We start from the raw sequence: 17,951 nt of genomic DNA on the forward strand, positions 1-17,951 counted from the left end.
CGGGTCAGCGAACCTGCGTCACCGTGAACTGCATGCGCGGGTGGGCGTAGGCCTCCTGCGACTCGACGAGCTGCAGCTCGCGCTCACCCGACTCGTGGGTGCGCTCGAGCAGGTCGAACACGCTCGACGTCGTGCGCGCGAGGGCGTCGGCGGCATCGCGCGTGCGGAGGTAGTGCGCCGTGAAGAGCGCCGCGCTGACATCGCCGGAACCGTTGGCCTTCATGGGCAGCAGGGGGGTCTGCACGATCCATGCGCCCGAGTCGTCGACCGCGAGCATCTCGATCGTGCCCGCGTCGCGGTCGGGGCGTTCGACGCTCGTGACGAGCACGATCGAGGGGCCCGTTGCGCGCACGAGGTCGACGGAGGCGAGCGTGGACTCGAGCGTGTCGGGCTGGGTGTCGGTGAGGAATCCGAGCTCGAACTGGTTCGGGGTGATCAGGTCGGCGGCGGGCACCACGCGATCGCGGAGGAGGATCGGGATGGCCGGTGCCACGAAGCATCCGGACTTCGCATTGCCCATGACCGGGTCGCAGGCGTAGAGCGCATCGGGATTGGCGGCCTTGACGCGTGCGACGGCATCGAGGATGACGTCGGCGATGCCCTCGCCGCCCTGGTAGCCCGAGAGCACGGCGTCGACCTGCGGGAAGGCGCCGCGGTCCTCGATGCCGCTGATGACCTCGCGCACGTCGTCGGGGCTGATCATCGGACCCCGCCACGCGCCGTAGCCCGTGTGGTTGGAGAAGTTGACGGTGTAGACCGGCAGCACCTCGACGCCGATGCGCTGGAGCGGGAAGACGGCGGCGGAGTTGCCGACGTGGCCGTACGCCACCGCCGACTGGATCGAGAGAATCTTCACCGTTCGATCATCGCACTTCGGGAGCCGCCGGGCGGCCCGTGAGCGGGTGCCGCCCGCGCCCGGTGTGCACGGCACGCACCGAGGCGCCGAGGTCCGCGGCGAGTTTCGCCTGGTCGGCGTCGTCGAGGTCGTGCACGGTGAGCCGCAGGTGCTCGGACGGCGCGCGGTCGCCCAGGGCGAACTCGTCACCGGGGCGGACGAGCCATCCGCGGCGCATGAGCTGTTCGGAGACCGCGCGGGCGGGAGCTCCGAGCGGGACCCAGACGTTGAGTCCGTCGCCGGGAGTGGTGGGGACGCCCTCAGCCGTGAGTCGGTCGGCGAACGCGATGTTGCGGTCGGCGTAGTGCTCGCCGGCGTGCTCGATGCCCGCTTGCACCTCGGGGTCGGTCGCGAGCGCATGCACGAGCCGCTGCAGGAGGTGGCTCACCCAGGTCGTGCCGGGGGTGAGGCGCATCGCGAGCCGGTCGGCCGTCTCGGGATCCGAAGCGGTGACGGCCAGGCACATGTCGGGGCCGAGGAACTTCGACACGGAGCGCACGAGGGCCCAACGTCGGTGGCCACTGCCGATGAGCGAATGGTGCTGGCGGCGAGAGAGCAGCGAGTAGTGGTCGTCCTCGATGACGAGGACGTAGGGATGCTCGGCGAGCACGGCCCGCAGGTCGGCCGCACGCTGCGCCGAGAGGCTCGCGCCCGTCGGGTTCTGCGCGCGCGGCGTGCAGATGACGGCGCGAACCCCCTGCTCGAGCGCGGTACGGAGGCCCTCGACGGTCATGCCCTCGTCATCGACGGGGACGGGAACCGGACGGTAGCCCGCCACGCGCACCGTGTGGATGCTCGTGAGGAAGCACGGGTCCTCGAGGGCGACGGCGTCGTCGCGTGTGAGCGCCTGGGCGAGCAGCCGTTCGACGGCGTCGGCGGCGCCACTGGTGACGGTGATGCGCATGGGGGTGGACTCGGGGAGGTCGGCGGCGATCCACGCGTGGGCCCACTGCTCGAGGCCGGGGTCGATGACGGGCTCGCCGTACAGCACGGGTCGGCGGGCGATGCTCGCGAGCGCGACCGACGGATCGGGGATCAAGGAGGCGTCGGGGTTGCCCGTGCCGATGTCGCGCAGCGCCGTGTCGGCGGCGAAGCCCTCCTGAGCCACGGGGGAGGCGCCCGCAACTCGGGTGCCGCCTCGGCCCAGGGTGATCACGACGCCGGCGTTCGTCAGCTGCCGGTACGCGGAGACGGCCGTGTTGCGATTGACGCCGAGCTGCTCGGCCAGGGTGCGGACGGGAGGCAGCGCGTCGCCGGGTCGGAGCGCGCCGCGCTCGATGAGCGTGCGCAGGCTGTCGGCGATCTCGGCTGCGGAGCTTCCCTGGATCTCGACGGTCATGTCACCGTCCTTCCTGTCGTGTGCGGCCTTCTCGCACCCATGCTACCGTTTGGCCTAGGACAAACATTCTCTTTGTCTGAAGCGCTGCGCATGTCCCCGCGCACGTCCGAAAGGATTCCCCAGTGACCGTATCCGAGACGGGCTCGAGCCGCGTGAAGCGCGGCCTCGCCGAGATGCTGAAGGGCGGCGTCATCATGGACGTCGTCACCCCCGAGCAGGCCCGCATCGCAGAAGACGCCGGCGCCGTCGCCGTCATGGCCCTCGAGCGTGTGCCCGCCGACATCCGCTCCCAGGGCGGCGTCGCCCGCATGAGCGACCCCGACCTCATCGACGCGATCATCGCCGAGGTGTCGATCCCCGTCATGGCGAAGGCCCGCATCGGCCACTTCGTCGAGGCGCAGGTGCTGCAGGCCCTCGACGTCGACTACATCGACGAGTCCGAGGTGCTCTCGCCCGCCGACTACGTGAACCACATCGACAAGTGGGCGTTCAACACTCCCTTCGTCTGCGGTGCCACGAACCTCGGTGAGGCCCTGCGCCGCATCAACGAGGGTGCTGCCATGATCCGCTCGAAGGGCGAGGCCGGCACCGGCGACGTCTCCGAGGCGACCAAGCACATCCGCAAGATCTCCTCCGAGATCAACGTGCTCCGCTCGATGACGAAGGACGAGCTCTACGTCGCCGCGAAGGAGCTCCAGGCGCCCTACGAGCTCGTGCTCGAGGTCGCGGAGACCGGCAAGCTCCCCGTCGTGCTCTTCGTGGCCGGCGGCGTGGCCACCCCCGCGGATGCCGCGATGATGATGCAGCTCGGCGCCGACGGCGTCTTCGTGGGCTCCGGCATCTTCAAGTCGGGCAACCCCGAGGCGCGCGCCGCGGCCGTCGTCAAGGCGACCGCCTTCTACGACGACCCGTCGGTCATCGCCGAGGTCTCACGCGGCCTGGGCGAGGCCATGGTCGGCATCAACGTCGCCGACCTCGCCGCACCGCACCGCCTCTCCGAGCGCGGCTGGTGACGACGAACCTCCGAAGCGAGTCGCTCGACGCGGGGGATTCGGCCTCGGCCGGCCCCCGCGTCGGGGTGCTCGCCCTGCAGGGCGACTTCCGCGAGCACGCGAGGGTGCTCGCCGGCCTCGGCGCGCGCGTCTCGCTCGTGCGTCGTCCAGCGGAGCTCGAGGCGATCGACGGCCTGGTGATCCCCGGCGGCGAGTCCAGCGTCATGGACAAGCTCTCGCGCCTCTTCGGTCTGCAGCAGCCGCTGCGTGCGGCGATCGCGGGCGGCCTGCCGGTCTACGGCACCTGCGCAGGGCTCATCATGCTCGCCGACACCGTGCTCGACGCGATCGCCGGGCAGGAGTCGCTCGGAGGGCTCGACGTCGAGGTGCGCCGCAATGCGTTCGGCTCGCAGAACCAGTCGTTCGAGACCGACCTCCACGTTCCGGCGCTCGGCGGGGAGCCCGTGCACGCGGTGTTCATCCGCGGCCCGGTGGTCGAGTCCGTCGGCCCGGCGGCGACGCCGCTCGCGTCGCTCGCCGACGGTCGCGTCGTGGCCGTCGAGCAGGGCAACCTGATCGGCACGAGCTTCCACCCCGAGATCACGGGGGAGCACCGCTTCCACGAGTACTTCCTCGGCAGGGTCCGGGCGCGCATCGAGGCGGTCTGACGCGAGCGGATGCCGCGGCATCCCGCCGGTCGATCGCCCAGGTCATCGGTGCGTGCCGTGGCCCGTGTCGTCGGCCGGGACTAGCCTCGACCACGTGACCGAGTACATCGCGCTGCTGCGAGGGGTGAACGTCGGCGGCATCACCGTGAAGTCCGCCGAGCTCAAGGCCCTCTTCGAAGAGATGGGGTTCGCATCGGTGCGAACGGTGCTCGCGAGCGGCAACGTCGCGTTCGAGCAGGGCTCCTCCGGTGATGACGGCGACGCCGGGGCATCCGCCGGTCTGAAGCGCCGCATCGAGCGGTCGCTCGGCGAACGATTCGGGTACGAGGCCTGGATCGTGCTCCTGACCCGCGCCGAACTCGCGCGCGTCGTCGAGGCGTTCCCGTTCGACGCCGAACGCGAGGGCTGGCATCCGTACGTGCTCTTCGGGTCGGATGCCGCCCACCTGGCCGAGTTGGCGTCGGCTTCTGTCGACCTCGACGAGGCCGATGACCTCGTGCGCGAGGGCGACGGCGTGCTCTACTGGCACAATCGGCGCGAACGCGGCGTCGACAGCGCGTTCTCGAAGCTCACCGCGAAGGCCAGGTACAAGCCGAGCACCACCAACCGCAATCTGCGGACGCTCGCCAAGCTGCTCGCCTGACCCGAGCCGCGCGTGGGCGCCCTGCGTCGACGCGGCCCGGCCTGAACCCGGCCCGAACGTGCCCTGACCTAGAATGGTGTGGCGCGAACCGGAACGCATCGGTCGCGGAGGATTCGATTCAGGAGACGCATGTCCGGGCATTCCAAGTGGGCGACGACCAAGCACAAGAAGGCGATCATCGACTCGCGCCGTGCCAAGTCGTTCGCGAAGCTCATCAAGAACATCGAGGTCGCCGCCAAGATGGGCGGGGCCGACCTCTCGGGCAACCCGACGCTCGTCGACGCCGTGCAGAAGGCGAAGAAGACCTCGGTGCCCAACGACAACATCGATCGGGCCATCAAGCGCGGCGCAGGACTCACCGGTGAGTCCATCGACTACGCGACGATCATGTACGAGGGCTACGGCCCCAACGGCGTCGCCCTGCTCGTCGAGTGCCTCACCGACAACAAGAACCGTGCCGCCGCCGAGGTGCGCACGCTCATGAGCCGCAACGGCGGCACCATGGCCGACCCCGGTTCCGTCGCCTACAACTTCGCACGCAAGGGCGTCATCGTCGTGGCCAAGTCCGACGGCCTGACCGAAGACGACGTGCTCGGCGCGGTGCTCGACGCGGGCGCCGAAGAGGTCACCGACGAGGGCGAGACCTTCGAGGTCATCACCGAGGCATCCGACATGGTCGCTGCCCGCACCGCGCTGCAGGAGGCCGGCATCGACTACGACTCGGCCGACGCGGCGTTCGTGCCGTCGCTCAAGGTCGAGATCGACGCCGAGACCGCTCGCAAGGTGTTCCGCCTCATCGACGCGCTCGAAGACAGCGACGACGTGCAGAACATCTACAGCAACTTCGACCTCTCGGCCGAGGTCCAGGCCGAGCTCGAGTCGGAGGAGTAGGCCGATCGCCGTGCGGGTGCTCGGCATCGACCCGGGGCTCACCAGATGCGGAGTGGGCGTGGTCGATGTCGAGCCCAACCGCACGGCTCGCCTCGTCGACGTCGTCGTGCTGCGCACGCCCGCCGACCTCGACACGCCCAACCGGCTCGTGCGCATCGCCGAAGGACTCGAGGCGATCCTCGACGAGCATCGCCCGCAGGCGGTGGCACTCGAGCGCGTGTTCGCCCGGAGCGACGTGTCGACCATCATGGGCACGGCCCAGATCTCCGGCGTGGCGATGCTGCTCGCCGCGCGGCGCCGACTGCCGGTGGCGCTGCACACCCCGAGCGAGGTGAAGGCAGCGATCACGGGCTACGGGCGCGCCGACAAGGCGCAGGTCGGAGCCATGGTCGCCCGGATCCTCGGCCTCGACGCCGTGCCGAAGCCCGCCGATGCCGCCGACGCACTCGCGCTGGCGATCTGTCACGCGTGGCGTACCGGCGGGCTCCAGGGTGCCGCCGTCATCGACGCAGCCGATCCGGATGCCGCGGCGCGCAGCGCCCTCACGCCCGCGCAACGCGCATGGCTCGCCGCCGAGCGCTCCGCCGCCGTGTCGGGGGCGGCCCGTAGGGTGAAGGAGTGATCTCCTCCCTCCGCGGGCCAGTGCTCGTCGCTGCCGGTACCTCGCTCGTGATCGACGTCGGCGGAGTCGGCATGCACGTGAACACGACGCCCGCGCTCGCGCTCGAGGCTCGCGTCGGTCACGAGCTGTTCGTGCACACGACGCTCATCGTCCGCGAAGACGCGCTGACGCTGTTCGGATTCGGCACGCGTGACGAGCTCGACGTGTTCGAACTGCTCATCGGGGTCACCGGCGTGGGTCCGCGTTCTGCGCTCGGCGTGCTCTCGGCGTTGTCGCCGTCGCAGGTCGCCACGGCCATCGCCGCCGACGACGATGCCGCGTTCCGCAAGGTCACGGGCATCGGCCCGAAGACCGCGAAGCTCATCACCGTCTCGCTGGCGGGCAAGCTCGTCGCGCCGAACGCCGTCGACGTGCCCGTCGTGGCGGGGGCGTCGCGAGGTGTGGTCGACAGCGTGCTGGCGGCGCTCACCGGTCTCGGGTGGACCGAACGTGCGGCCGTCGAGGCCGTCGACGAGGTGATGGCCGAGGCCTCTGCCGCCGACGCGGCCTCGATCCCGGCCGTGCTCCGCCTCTCGCTCGCCCGGCTCGGCCCGGCGCAGACCGTCGGGCGGTCGCGATGAGCGACGCCGTCGGCGGCGACGTCGACCTCACCGACCCCGTGCTCGCCTCCGAGGCAGAGCTGGCCTTCGAGGGCGCACTTCGTCCACGCAGTCTCGCCGAGTTCGTCGGCCAGACTCGCGTGCGCGGGCAACTGCAGCTGCTGCTCACCGCGGCGACGCTGCAGCAGCGCACGCCCGACCACATCCTCCTGGCCGGCCCTCCCGGGCTCGGCAAGACGACGCTCGCCATGATCGTCGCCCACGAGAGCGGTCGGCCGCTGCGCATGTCGAGCGGCCCCGCGATCCAGCACGCCGGCGACCTGGCCGCGATCCTCAGCTCGCTGGTTCCGGGCGAGGTGCTCTTCATCGACGAGATCCACCGCATGGCCCGCTCCGCCGAAGAGATGCTCTACCTCGCCATGGAGGACTTCCGCATCGACATCATGGTCGGCAAGGGCGCCGGCGCGACCTCCGTGCCGCTCGACCTCTCGCCGTTCACCCTCGTCGGAGCCACGACGCGGGCGGGCCTGCTCCCGAACCCGCTGCGCGACCGCTTCGGCTTCACGGCTCACCTCGAGTTCTACGACGACGCCGAGCTCGAACAGGTCCTCGCGCGCGCCGCCCCCATGCTCGGGCTCGACGTCGACCACGATGCGCTCGTCGAGATCTCCGGCCGCTGCCGGGGCACGCCCCGAATCGCGAACCGGCTGCTTCGACGCGTCCGCGACTACGCGCTCGTGCACACCGGCCGCGCCGACCTCGCCACCGTCGAGGCGGCGCTCGACCTCTACGACGTCGACGCCCTCGGACTCGATCGGCTCGACCGAGCGGTCATGCAGACGATCCTCACGAGGTTCGGCGGCGGGCCCGTCGGCTTGAACACCCTCGCGGTGTCGGTCGGCGAGGAGTCCGAGACCATCGAGGCGGTCGTCGAACCCTTCCTGGTGCGCATCGGCCTGATCACGCGCACCCCTCGCGGCCGTGTCGCCACCCCCGAGGCATGGCGGCATTTCGGCCTCTCGCAGGGCGGCACGGCGCTTCCGATCGATGACCTATAATCCAATGAGGCTTCGTCCTCGCCGCCGTCGACTTCGTGCGGTACGCCGCACTCCGGAAGGTCCTACCCCCTCATGACGCTCGATCCGTTCACTATCATCATGCTCGCCGTCCTGGCGGTGCTGATCTTCTTCATGTTCCGCAACTCGCGCAAGCGTCAGGCCGAAGCGCAGAAGCTGCAGTCGAAGGTCCAGCCCGGCGCACGCGTCATGACGAACTTCGGCGTCTACGGCACCATCGTCTCGATCGACGAAGAAGAGAACCAGGTGCAGCTCGAGGTCTCGCCCGGCACGGTCCTGACCGTGCACCGCCAGACCGTCGCGCGCGTGGTCGAGCCCGCCGTCACCGACGACGAGACCGCGGCTCCCGAAGCGCTCGAGCGCGAGCCCGAGTTCGGTGAGCGCGACGAGGCGCACACCACCGAGACCCCCGGCGACACGACTCCCGACGTCAAGAAGTCGGACGACTAACCCCCACCTTCCGAGGAACGGCCCACGTCGATTCGGCGTGGGCTCCTGCAAAGAAAGCAGAACCTGTGGCTGCACCCTCCAAGCGGTCGTCGCGTCCGGCGTCCGTTCGCAAGGCTTGGCGATCGCTCACCTGGCTCGGTGTCATCATCGTCGGCCTCTTCGCCATCAACGCTGCCGGCGTCATCTGGGGCGGTGGTTCCTGGACGCCCAAGCTCGCGCTCGACCTCGAGGGCGGCACGCAGATCATCCTCGAGCCTCAGCTCGAGAGCGGCCAGACCGCGACGCAAGAGCAGCTCGACCAGGCGGTGGCGATCATCCGCCAGCGCGTCGACGCCTCGGGCGTCGCCGAGCCCGAGATCAACACCGAGGGGTCGAACGTCGTCGTTCGCATCCCGGGTGAGCTCGACGACCAGACGCGTGCGCGCATCGAGTCGTCGGCGAAGCTCGAGCTCCGTGCGGTGCTGCTGTCCGACGCCGCGACGAACCAGCAGATCAGCCCGACCGACGACCCGGCGGCGACCGATCCTGCCGAGGAGCTCTCGTCGACGCCGACCGCGGTTCCGACCGACGGCAGCGACCCGGCGTGGGTGACCCCCGCGTTGCAAGAGGAGTTCGACACCTTCGACTGCTCGACGCTCGACGATGCCGCGACGAACGTCGCACCTGCAGACGAGCCCCTCGTCACCTGCGACCAGAGCCGCACCGTCAAGTACCTGCTCGGCCCGGTCGAGGCGAGCGGCGAGAACATCGTCGACGCGACCAACGGCCAGGTGCAGACCCAGACCGGTGCGAGCACCGGAACGTGGGCCGTCAACATCCAGTTCGACGATCAGGGCACGAAGGACTTCGCGTCGGTCAGCACGCGGCTCTTCGGCCTCTCGGGCCAGACCCCGCGCGACCAGTTCGCGTTCGTGCTCGACGGAGCGGTGCTCACCGCCCCGTCGATGAACGGCGCGATCACCGACGGTCGCCCGCAGATCACCGGCAGCTTCACGCAGGAGTCCTCGAAGGCCCTCGCCGACCAGCTCAAGTTCGGCGCGCTGCCGCTGAGCTTCAGCGTGCAGTCCTCAGAGACGATCTCGCCGACGCTGGGTTCATCGCAGCTGCAGGCGGGTCTGCTCGCGGGCCTCATCGGCCTGATCCTCGTCGTGATCTACACGCTGTTCCAATACCGGGCGCTCGGCTCGGTCACGATCGCGTCGCTCGTGATCGCCGGTGTCATCACCTACCTGATGATCACGATCCTGTCGTGGCGCGAGGGATACCGTCTCTCGCTGGCCGGTATCGCGGGTCTGATCGTCGCGATCGGATTCACGGCGGACTCGTTCATCGTGTACTTCGAGCGCGTGCGTGACGAGCTCCGCGACGGCCGCCCCCTCGTTGGCGCCGTCGAGGCCGGATGGAAGCGCGCGTTCCGCACGGTGCTCGCATCGAAGGGCGTGAACCTCCTCGCGGCGGTCGTGCTCTTCGTGCTCGCGGTCGGCAGCGTCAAGGGCTTCGCCTACACCCTCGGTCTGACGACGATCATCGACGTCGTCGTGGTGATCCTGTTCACCCACCCGATGCTGCAGCTGCTCGCGCAGACGAAGTTCTTCTCGAGCGGCAACCCGTGGTCGGGCCTCGACCCGACCGCCCTCGGCGCCGTCTACCGAGGTCGCGCGGAGTTCCGCAAGCCGGTCGCCGTGCCCGCGGGCAAGGTGGCGTCCAGTTCGAAGGAAGCACAGCGACGTCAGACCATCGCGGAGCGCAAGGCGCACGCGACGTCGGGCGCAGGTTCGAGTGAAGGCAAGGAGTCCTGATGGCGAGCCGTCTGACCACATTCGGTAACGACCTCTACACGGGCAAGCGCTCGTTCAACTTCGTCGGCGGCCGCAAGAAGTGGTACATCATCGCCGCGGTGCTGATCGTGCTCTCGATCCTGGTGCCCGCGGTTCGCGGCGTGCAGTTCAGCATCGAGTTCCGCGGTGGTTCGCAGTTCCAGATCGCGGATGTCGCGAACCCCGATCCCGAGATCGCCCAAGAGGCCGTCGCCGAAGTGGTGCCCGAGGCGACGACGATCGTGCAGGTGGTCGGCGCAGACGGCATCCGCGTGCAGACCGACCAGCTCGAACAGGCCGACTCCCTCGCGGTGAGCAAGGCCCTGGCCGAGGCCTACGACGTGCCCGAGTCCGAGGTGACGTCGTCGTTCATCGGCCCGAGCTGGGGAGCGGATGTCACCAGGCAGGCGCTCGTCGGTCTCGGCGCGTTCCTGTTGCTCGCGGGCATCATCATGGCGATCTACTTCCGTACCTGGAAGATGTCGCTCGCGGCGATCCTCGCGCTCATCGCCGACCTCGTGGTCACCGTCGGCCTCTACGCGGCCGTCGGCTTCGAGATCAGCCCGGCGGCGACCATCGGTATCCTCACGATCCTCAGCTACTCGCTGTACGACACGGTCGTGGTCTTCGACAAGATCCGTGAGAACACCGAGCAGGACGGCAGCGAGTCGCGTCGCACGTTCGCCGAGTCGGTCAACCTCGCGGTGAATCAGACCCTCGTGCGCTCCATCAACACGAGCGTCGTCGCGGCCCTGCCAGTGGCCTCGATTCTCTTCATCGGTGCAGGCGCGCTCGGCGCCGACACGCTGCGCGACATCTCGCTCGCGCTGCTCATCGGCATCCTCGTCGGCACCTGGTCGACGGTGTTCCTCGCCGCTCCGCTCTACTCGCAGTTGCGCGAGAGCGAGCCGGTGATCCGCCGGCACGACCAGAAGGTCCTCAAGGATCGCGAACGGGCCGGCGAAACGGCCGGTTCAGAGGCGGAGCCCGCGAACGCGTGATGTCCGCCCTCGGCGAGATCGGCATGTGCATGCCTCCGGAGCGACGATAATTGAGTTCCGGAGGTGTGCGCATGACTGAGACTGGGGTCAACTCGACCGCATCGCTGCGTCGGCTCGTGCCGCGCATCTTCTCGAAGGCCACGCCCTCGGGCGCAGTCGACACGCTGCTCCGCACGGTGCGCATGCACCATCCGAAGGCCGATCTCGCGCTCGTCGAACGGGCGTACACGGTCGCGGAGCGCGCGCACGAGGGGCAGAAGCGCAAGAGCGGCGAGCCGTACATCACGCATCCCGTCGCGGTGGCGCAGATCCTCGCGGATCTCGGCATCGGCTCGAAGACGGTCGCCGCCGCGCTCCTGCACGACACCGTCGAAGACACGGCGTACACGCTCGACCAGGTCCGTGCCGATTTCGGCGACGAGATCGCGATGCTCGTCGATGGCGTCACCAAGCTCGACAAGGTCAAGTACGGGGACTCGACGCAGGCCGAGACCGTCCGCAAGATGATCGTCGCGATGTCCAAGGACATCCGCGTACTCATCATCAAACTCGCCGACCGTCTGCACAACGCGCGCACCTGGGGCTTCGTGCCTGCGGCATCCGCGACCCGCAAGGCAACCGAGACGCTCGAGATCTACGCGCCGCTCGCGCACCGACTGGGGATCCAGACGATCAAGTGGGAACTCGAAGACCTCTCGTTCGCGGTGCTCTACCCGAAGCTCTACGCCGAGATCGAGAGCCTCGTCAAGCAGCGCACGCCCCAGCGCGAGGAGTTCGTGCAGCAGGTCATCGACCTCGTGAACGACGACCTCAAGAGCGCTCGCATCCGCGGCAAGGTGGCGGGCCGGCCCAAGCAGTACTACTCGATCTACCAGAAGATGATCGTGCGAGGCCGTGACTTCGACGAGATCTACGACCTGGTCGGCATCCGGGTGCTCGTGAACTCCGTTCGCGACTGCTACGCCGTGCTCGGCTCGATCCACGCCCGGTGGACCCCGGTGCCCGGTCGCTTCAAGGACTACATCGCGACGCCGAAGTTCAACCTCTACCAGTCGCTGCACACGACCGTCATCGGGCCGAAGGGCCGGCCGGTCGAGATCCAGATCCGAACGCACGACATGCACCAGCGTGCCGAGTACGGCGTCGCGGCGCACTGGAAGTACAAGGAGCGGATGGCCACCGGCAGCCGCACCGACTCCGCGAGCACGAGCGCGAACGAGACCGACATGGCGTGGCTCGCGCACATCTCCGACTGGCAGGCCGAGACCGCCGACCCTGGGGAGTTCCTCGACTCGCTGCGATACGAGATCGGTGCGAAGGAGGTCTACGTCTTCACGCCGAAGGGGCGCGTGATCGGGCTCCCATCGGGCGCGACGCCCGTCGACTTCGCGTACGCCGTGCACACCGAGGTCGGGCATCGCACGATGGGCGCCAAGGTCAACGGACGTCTCGTTCCGCTCGAGAGCACGCTCGCGAGCGGCGACGTCGTCGAGGTCTTCACCTCGAAGAACCCCGACTCCGGTCCGAGCCAGGACTGGCTCGGCTTCGTCAAGAGCCCCCGCGCGCGGAACAAGATCCGTCAGTGGTTCACGAAGGAACGACGCGACGAGGCCATCGAGCAGGGGCGCGACGCGATCGCCAGGGCCATGCGCAAGCAGAACCTGCCGCTGCAGAAGCTGATGAGCCAGGACTCCTTCGCCGAGGTGGCCGCGCAACTCCGCTACGACGACGTCTCGGCGCTGTACGCCGCGGTGGGCGAGGGCCACGTTTCGACGCAATCCGTGCTCGAGAAGGTCGTCGCACTGGTTCGCGATGCCCAAGAGGGCGATGAACCCGAGCTCCCGATCCCCACGCGCTCGCGCACCGCGCAGCGGCACTCGGACTCCGGCGTGCTCGTGCGTGGCGCTCCCGACATCCTCGTGAAGCTCGCCAGATGCTGCACCCCGGTGCCCGGCGATGCCATTGTGGGCTTCATCACGCGCGGGTCGGGCGTCTCGGTGCACCAGTCGACGTGCCACAACGTGCAGTCGCTCATGCGCGAGCCCGAACGCATGATCGACGTCGAATGGGCGCCGAGCTCGAAGAGCGTGTTCCTCGTGCAGATCCAGATCGAGGCGCTCGATCGTGCCGGGCTCCTCTCCGACGTGACGCGAGTGCTCTCGGAGCATCACGTGAACATCCTCTCGGCGAGCGTGTCCACGTCGACCGACCGGTTGGCGCTCAGTCGCTTCGTCTTCGAGATGGGCGACACCACCCACCTCGACCGGGTGCTCAATGCGGTTCGCCGCATCGATGCGGTCTACGACGTCTACCGCGTCAGCGACGGCTGAGCTCCGAGACATCCGCGCGTCGGGCGCCTGGCTCATCGGTTCATGCCGGGCCGTGTTGGCCGTCCCGACTCGCCCGCGACGCAGGTCGGCGCCCGCAGACAACCGCCGCGCGGTCGAGCCTTGCGGATGCGCGTGCCTTGTGCGGCAACCGGGACGTTGCTTCGAGCTTCAGGCGAACCGCCCGCTCGAGTGCATGGTGTTCGTCGAGCAATGAGGCCACCACCTCGACCGTCTCGTCATCGGTCACGGAGGTGTCGCGCAGCAGGTCGAACGAGGTTCGTACGAGTGAGGTGCACCTGACGCCGTCGAACGAGACCACCTCGGAGTCGTCGATGCGGACCTCGCGAACCGTGAGCGCCGGATCGGCGATCATCGAGATGCGCGCGTCGATCGGAACGCAGAACTGGGCAGTGCGCGGTGGCGCAACGCGTGCCCCGTGCACCCAGGCGGCCGACATCCGTTCGATGACGAGTGCCCGCGGGGCGCTGTGCGCGACGACGAGGGCGCGGAACGCCGGTACGTCGGGTTCGTCGATCGGGGCCCAGGCTCCGGCGATCGCGACGAGGTCGCCGTCGATCCTGGCGGCGCAGAGCTCGGCGATCGAGAAGTCATCGGTACCGAGCACGGAGGAGAGTTTCGCCATGCTCCCCATGATCGCGTCAGCGGTGGCGCCGATTCAGGGCGCGGGCCCGATTGTGGAGAACTCGGGATGCCGGCGCATCTCCGAGGACGCCTGCAAGCCCGCCCGGTTCGTGAACGTCGCGAGCCGAGAACGCGGCCGACGCCGAGCCGGAGACGACGATGGCCCCCGGCAACGACACCCGCAGGTGTCACGGCCGAGGGCCATCACGAATCGTGGAGTCGATCAGCCTCCGACGGCCTTCAGCCAGGCGCGCCGCGCCTCGAGCGCCTCTCGGGCCTCGGCGGTGGCGCGGGCATCGCCAGCGGCCTCTGCGGCGGCGAGATCCGCCTCGAGCTTCGCGATCGCGTCGTGCAGCTGGCCGAGCATGCCCTCGGAGCGGGCCTTCTTCTCGGGGTCTTCACGCTCCCACCGCTCATCTTCGAGTGAGCGCACGTGGTTCTCGACCTTGCGGAGGCGATCTTCGACGGGGCGGACCTGATCGCGGGGGACACGACCGATCTCGTCCCATTCGCGCTGCACCTTGTTGAGGGCGGCACGAGCCTGCTTGGGGTCCTTCTCGCCGAGGATCTTGTCGGCGTCGTCGAGCAGGGCCAGCTTGGCCGTGAGGTTCGCCTGGTACTCCTCGTCGTCGCGTGCGTCGATCTCGGCCTTGGCGCCGAAGAGCACGTCGCCGGCGGCCTTGAACTTCGCCCAGAGCGCGTCGTCGAGCTTCTTGCCGGCCCGGCCGGCCTGCTTCCACTCGTCGAGCAGCAGGCGGTAGTCGCCGATGCCGTCTGCGCCGCGCGGCGCAAGGGCCTCGGCGCGCTCGATCAGGCGCTGCTTGCGCGTGCGCACGTCGCGGTGCGAGGCATCGAGGTCGGCGAAGAACGCCTTGCGGTGCGTCTCGATCGTCGAGCGTGCGGCGCGGAACCGCTTCCACAGGTCGTTGGCGTCGTTCTTCGGAAGGCGGGGGCCGTCCTGCTGATGGCGCTGCCATGCGGCGAACAGGGCGTCGAGCTCGGCGCTGGTCTGCTTCCACTGCGTCTTCGCGGGGTCTTGAGCGGCGAGCGTCTCTGCCTGCTCGACGATGCGCGCGCGCTCGGCGAGGGCGTCGGCCAGCGCGGCCTTCGCCTCGGCCTGCTGCTGCTCGGTCAGCTCCTTGGTGGTGCCGGAGAGCGCCTCGAGCCGCTTCGCGAGTGCCTCGAGATCGCCGACGGCATGAGCCGCGGCGACGGAGGTCTTGAGCGTCTCGACCGCCTTCGCGACATCCGCCGCGGGAGCACCGCGTCGCGCGCGCTGCTCGAGGAGGGTCACCTGGCCCGCGAGGTCTGCGTACTTGCGCTCGAAGTAGGCGAGCGCCTCTTCTGGCGTGGCGTCGGGGTACTGCCCGACTTCGCGCTCACCGTCGTTCGTGCGAACGAAGACGGTGCCCGTCTCATCGACGCGTCCCCACGGCTGTTGTGCTGAATCGGTCACGGCCTCACCCTGTCGTGCTCTGAAGCCGCCCATCGGGCGGCATTGACGGTTCCAACCCTATTGCACCACCGGGCGGGGGTGCGGGCGCAGGTCACTCGACGGTCACGGATGTGATCGCGACCGGAACGACCGGCGCGCCATCGGTGGCGCCGTCGACGACACCCGCGTCGACCACACCGGCGGTGAGCTGGTCGAGCCCGCTCGTGACCTTGCCGATCACGGTGTACCCGCCGACGCCGTCTTCGGAGGGGAGGGTCGTGTCGCCGTAGACGATGAAGAACTGGCTGCCCTGGCTGTAGGCGTTGCCGCCCTGCCTGGCCATGGCGATCGTGCCCGCCGGGTAGACGCCGTCGGCGGGATCGTTCTCGATCGGGCCGTAGCTGTAGCCGGGGCCGCCGGAGCCGTCGCCGTTCGGGTCGCCGCACTGCAGCACGAAGATGCCGTCGGTCGTGAGGCGATGGCACGAGACGCCGTCGTAGAATCCGGACTGGATCAGGCTGATCTCGCTCGAGACCGCCTGCGGCGCTGCGGCGCCGTCGAGCTCTATGCCGAGCGGGATGTCGTTCAGCGTGAGGGTTCCGGTCCACGTGCGACCCTCGGCGATGTCGGACGAGGGCACGTCGCCCGTGTTCTGGCCCGCGGCATCGGTCGGGGGAGCGGTGGTCGCCTCGGGGCTCGCGACGGGCTCGGGCGTGCCTGGACCGCCGTTGAAGAAGAACAGCTGGGCCGCGGTCGCGAGTGCGAGCACCACGACGAGTGCGACGGCGGCGATCACGTTGTCGCGCGTGCGACGACGGATCTTGCCCTCATGCACCCGCTGTCGTGCCTGGTAGGTGCGAAGTCGCGCTCGTTCCTCGCGCGCCTGACGGTCGTTGGATACCACGCATGCTCCTTCGGGGGGACTCCTGCGAGCAGACTCTACGCAAGCGCGGGTTCCGGCACCAATCGTCCGCGCCGTCGGGTCGCCGCGTCGGCGTCCGTCTCGGGTGTCGGATGCCGCGGCTACGCTGGAACGCATGGTGAACACCGCGCAGGGCCTGCGCTCCGGCGCGACCCCGCTGGCCGTTCGCATGCGCCCGACGAGTCTCGACGAGGTCGCGGGGCAGCGTCATCTGCTCTCTCCCGGGTCGCCGCTCGTCGCCCTCGCGGGTGATCGAACGGGGGAGTCCGGGTCGGTCTCCGTGATCCTCTGGGGTCCGCCCGGCACCGGCAAGACCACGCTGGCACAGGCGATCGCGCGATCCTCGGGGCGCAAGTTCGTCGAACTCTCGGCCGTCAGCGCGGGCGTGCGCGACGTGCGCCAGGTCATGGAGGAGGCGCGGGCGAGCCGCGACCTCTACGGCGTCTCGACGGTGCTGTTCCTCGACGAGATCCACCGCTTCACCAAGGCCCAGCAGGACGCCCTGCTGCCAGGCGTCGAGAACGGCTGGGTGATCCTCGTGGCCGCCACGACCGAGAACCCTTCGTTCTCGGTCATCTCGCCGCTGCTCTCGCGTTCGCTGCTGCTGACCCTCGAGCTCCTCTCCGACGACGACCTCGGCGTGCTCGTCGATCGCGCCGTCGCCGATCCACGGGGGCTCTCCGGCGCCGTCGACCTCGAACCCGAGGCCCGCGCGGCGATCGTGCGGCTCGCCTCAGGCGACGCGCGGCGTGCCCTCACCGCGCTCGAGGCGGCGGCCGTCGCCGCGGCGGGGGTGCTCGCAGACGCCCGAAGCGCAGCCGATGCCGCAGCAGGTGCCGAGCCGGCGAGCAGCGTTGACGCACACGAGGGCGACGTGCCGGCCGACACGACCGACGACAGCGCCGACGACCGCGCTGACGGCGCCGACGGCCAGGGGTCGGATGTCGCGGTCGGGCCGCGTGCGGTCATCACGGCCGAACTCGTGGCCCGTGCCGTCGACCGGGCGCTGCTGCGATACGACCGCAACGGCGACGAGCACTACGACGTCATCAGCGCGTTCATCAAGTCGGTGCGTGGCAGCGACGTCGACGCCGCGCTGCACTACCTCGCACGCATGATCGAGGCCGGAGAGGACGCCAGGTTCATCGCCCGTCGCATCATCGTGCTCGCCTCCGAGGACATCGGCCTGGCCGATCCTACGGCGCTCGGCGTGGCGGTCGCGGCCGCCGATGCGGTGCAGTTCATCGGCATGCCGGAGGGGCGCATCCCGCTCGCGCAGGCGGTCGTGCACCTCGCGACGGCGCCGAAGTCGAATGCGGCCTACCTCGGCATCGACAAGGCCATCGCGGATGTCCGCGCGGGCAAGGCCGGGCGGGTGCCCAAGCACCTGCGCGATGCGCACTACCCCGGGGCGAAGCGGCTCGGGCACGGCAAGGGCTACGTCTATCCGCACGACGACCCGATCGGCGTGGTGGGGCAGGAGTACCTTCCCGACTCGCTGCGGGGCGCGGTGTACTACGAGCCGACCGAGCACGGCAACGAGCGCGAGGTGTCGTCGCGCCTGGCGAAGCTCCGCCGCATCGTGCGCGGGGCGTCGAAGGGGCGCTAGTCATCGACGACAGCCCGCGG

At 69.5% G+C, this 17,951-nt stretch carries 17 protein-coding genes; 12 read left to right on the forward strand and 5 right to left on the reverse strand.

Annotated features, from left to right (window positions below; all coding sequences use genetic code 11):
• Positions 1-4: 4 nt before the first annotated feature.
• Both pdxY and ASE68_RS08890 read right to left on the reverse strand, forming a co-directional pair.
• On the reverse strand, positions 5-856 hold the full coding sequence (gene pdxY / locus ASE68_RS08885; protein ID WP_055857519.1) for a pyridoxal kinase PdxY: 852 nt from the start codon (positions 854-856) through the stop codon (positions 5-7).
• A gap of 7 nt (positions 857-863) precedes the next feature.
• Entirely contained in the window at positions 864-2,234 is a 1,371-nt protein-coding gene (locus ASE68_RS08890) for an aminotransferase class I/II-fold pyridoxal phosphate-dependent enzyme (protein WP_055857520.1), read from the reverse strand.
• A gap of 122 nt (positions 2,235-2,356) precedes the next feature.
• Here ASE68_RS08890 and pdxS point away from each other — a divergent pair, with 122 nt between their 5' ends.
• From pdxS to ASE68_RS08945, 11 genes are all read left to right on the forward strand, one after another.
• Entirely contained in the window at positions 2,357-3,247 is an 891-nt protein-coding gene (pdxS, locus tag ASE68_RS08895) for a pyridoxal 5'-phosphate synthase lyase subunit PdxS (protein WP_055857522.1), read from the forward strand.
• Positions 3,244-3,894 (forward strand): pyridoxal 5'-phosphate synthase glutaminase subunit PdxT, encoded by a 651-nt coding sequence (pdxT, locus tag ASE68_RS08900; protein ID WP_055857524.1) that lies wholly within the window; start codon positions 3,244-3,246, stop codon positions 3,892-3,894. The genes pdxS and pdxT overlap by 4 nt, the downstream gene beginning before the upstream one ends.
• A gap of 94 nt (positions 3,895-3,988) precedes the next feature.
• Complete coding sequence (locus ASE68_RS08905) at positions 3,989-4,537, forward strand: DUF1697 domain-containing protein (protein WP_055857526.1); 549 nt, start codon at positions 3,989-3,991, stop codon at positions 4,535-4,537.
• Positions 4,538-4,666: 129 nt separating this feature from the next.
• Positions 4,667-5,428 carry a YebC/PmpR family DNA-binding transcriptional regulator gene (locus tag ASE68_RS08910; RefSeq protein ID WP_055857529.1) on the forward strand — a complete coding sequence of 254 codons (762 nt, stop codon included), beginning with the start codon at positions 4,667-4,669 and terminating at the stop codon, positions 5,426-5,428.
• A 10-nt stretch (positions 5,429-5,438) separates the two neighbouring features.
• Positions 5,439-6,050: a crossover junction endodeoxyribonuclease RuvC gene (gene ruvC / locus ASE68_RS08915; protein WP_200921686.1), complete on the forward strand. Its 612-nt coding sequence runs from the start codon at positions 5,439-5,441 to the stop codon at positions 6,048-6,050.
• A complete protein-coding gene (gene ruvA, locus ASE68_RS08920; RefSeq protein ID WP_055857533.1) occupies positions 6,047-6,670 on the forward strand; it encodes a Holliday junction branch migration protein RuvA in 624 nt (207 codons plus the stop codon). The genes ruvC and ruvA overlap by 4 nt, the downstream gene beginning before the upstream one ends.
• The gene (gene ruvB, locus ASE68_RS08925) at positions 6,667-7,707 is read left to right on the forward strand and encodes a Holliday junction branch migration DNA helicase RuvB (RefSeq protein ID WP_055857534.1); all 1,041 of its coding nucleotides are present in this window, start codon (positions 6,667-6,669) and stop codon (positions 7,705-7,707) included. Before ruvA ends, ruvB begins: the two co-directional genes overlap by 4 nt.
• A gap of 99 nt (positions 7,708-7,806) precedes the next feature.
• Complete coding sequence (yajC, locus tag ASE68_RS08930) at positions 7,807-8,175, forward strand: preprotein translocase subunit YajC (protein ID WP_235480805.1); 369 nt, start codon at positions 7,807-7,809, stop codon at positions 8,173-8,175.
• 65 nt (positions 8,176-8,240) lie between these two features.
• On the forward strand, positions 8,241-9,974 hold the full coding sequence (gene secD / locus ASE68_RS08935) for a protein translocase subunit SecD (RefSeq protein ID WP_055857540.1): 1,734 nt from the start codon (positions 8,241-8,243) through the stop codon (positions 9,972-9,974).
• Complete coding sequence (gene secF / locus ASE68_RS08940; RefSeq protein WP_055857542.1) at positions 9,974-10,993, forward strand: protein translocase subunit SecF; 1,020 nt, start codon at positions 9,974-9,976, stop codon at positions 10,991-10,993. Before secD ends, secF begins: the two co-directional genes overlap by 1 nt.
• Positions 10,994-11,064: 71 nt before the next feature.
• Positions 11,065-13,323, forward strand: a complete 2,259-nt coding sequence (locus tag ASE68_RS08945; protein ID WP_055857544.1) for a bifunctional (p)ppGpp synthetase/guanosine-3',5'-bis(diphosphate) 3'-pyrophosphohydrolase — start codon at positions 11,065-11,067, stop codon at positions 13,321-13,323.
• Between the two features lie 40 nt (positions 13,324-13,363).
• Here the strand turns inward: ASE68_RS08945 and ASE68_RS08950 are convergent, their stop codons facing one another.
• The 3 genes from ASE68_RS08950 to ASE68_RS08960 all read right to left on the reverse strand — a co-directional run bounded on the left by ASE68_RS08950 (position 13,364) and on the right by ASE68_RS08960 (position 16,304).
• Positions 13,364-13,966: a hypothetical protein gene (locus ASE68_RS08950; protein WP_055857545.1), complete on the reverse strand. Its 603-nt coding sequence runs from the start codon at positions 13,964-13,966 to the stop codon at positions 13,364-13,366.
• Positions 13,967-14,188: 222 nt separating this feature from the next.
• Complete coding sequence (locus ASE68_RS08955; RefSeq protein WP_055861051.1) at positions 14,189-15,421, reverse strand: DUF349 domain-containing protein; 1,233 nt, start codon at positions 15,419-15,421, stop codon at positions 14,189-14,191.
• A gap of 91 nt (positions 15,422-15,512) precedes the next feature.
• Positions 15,513-16,304, reverse strand: coding sequence for a peptidylprolyl isomerase (locus ASE68_RS08960; RefSeq protein WP_055857547.1), 792 nt, complete (start codon positions 16,302-16,304; stop codon positions 15,513-15,515).
• A 133-nt stretch (positions 16,305-16,437) separates the two neighbouring features.
• Here ASE68_RS08960 and ASE68_RS08965 point away from each other — a divergent pair, with 133 nt between their 5' ends.
• Positions 16,438-17,931, forward strand: coding sequence for a replication-associated recombination protein A (locus tag ASE68_RS08965; RefSeq protein WP_082462139.1), 1,494 nt, complete (start codon positions 16,438-16,440; stop codon positions 17,929-17,931).
• Positions 17,932-17,951 lie beyond the last annotated feature (20 nt).

Source organism: Agromyces sp. Leaf222 (assembly GCF_001421565.1).
Taxonomy (GTDB): domain Bacteria; phylum Actinomycetota; class Actinomycetes; order Actinomycetales; family Microbacteriaceae; genus Agromyces.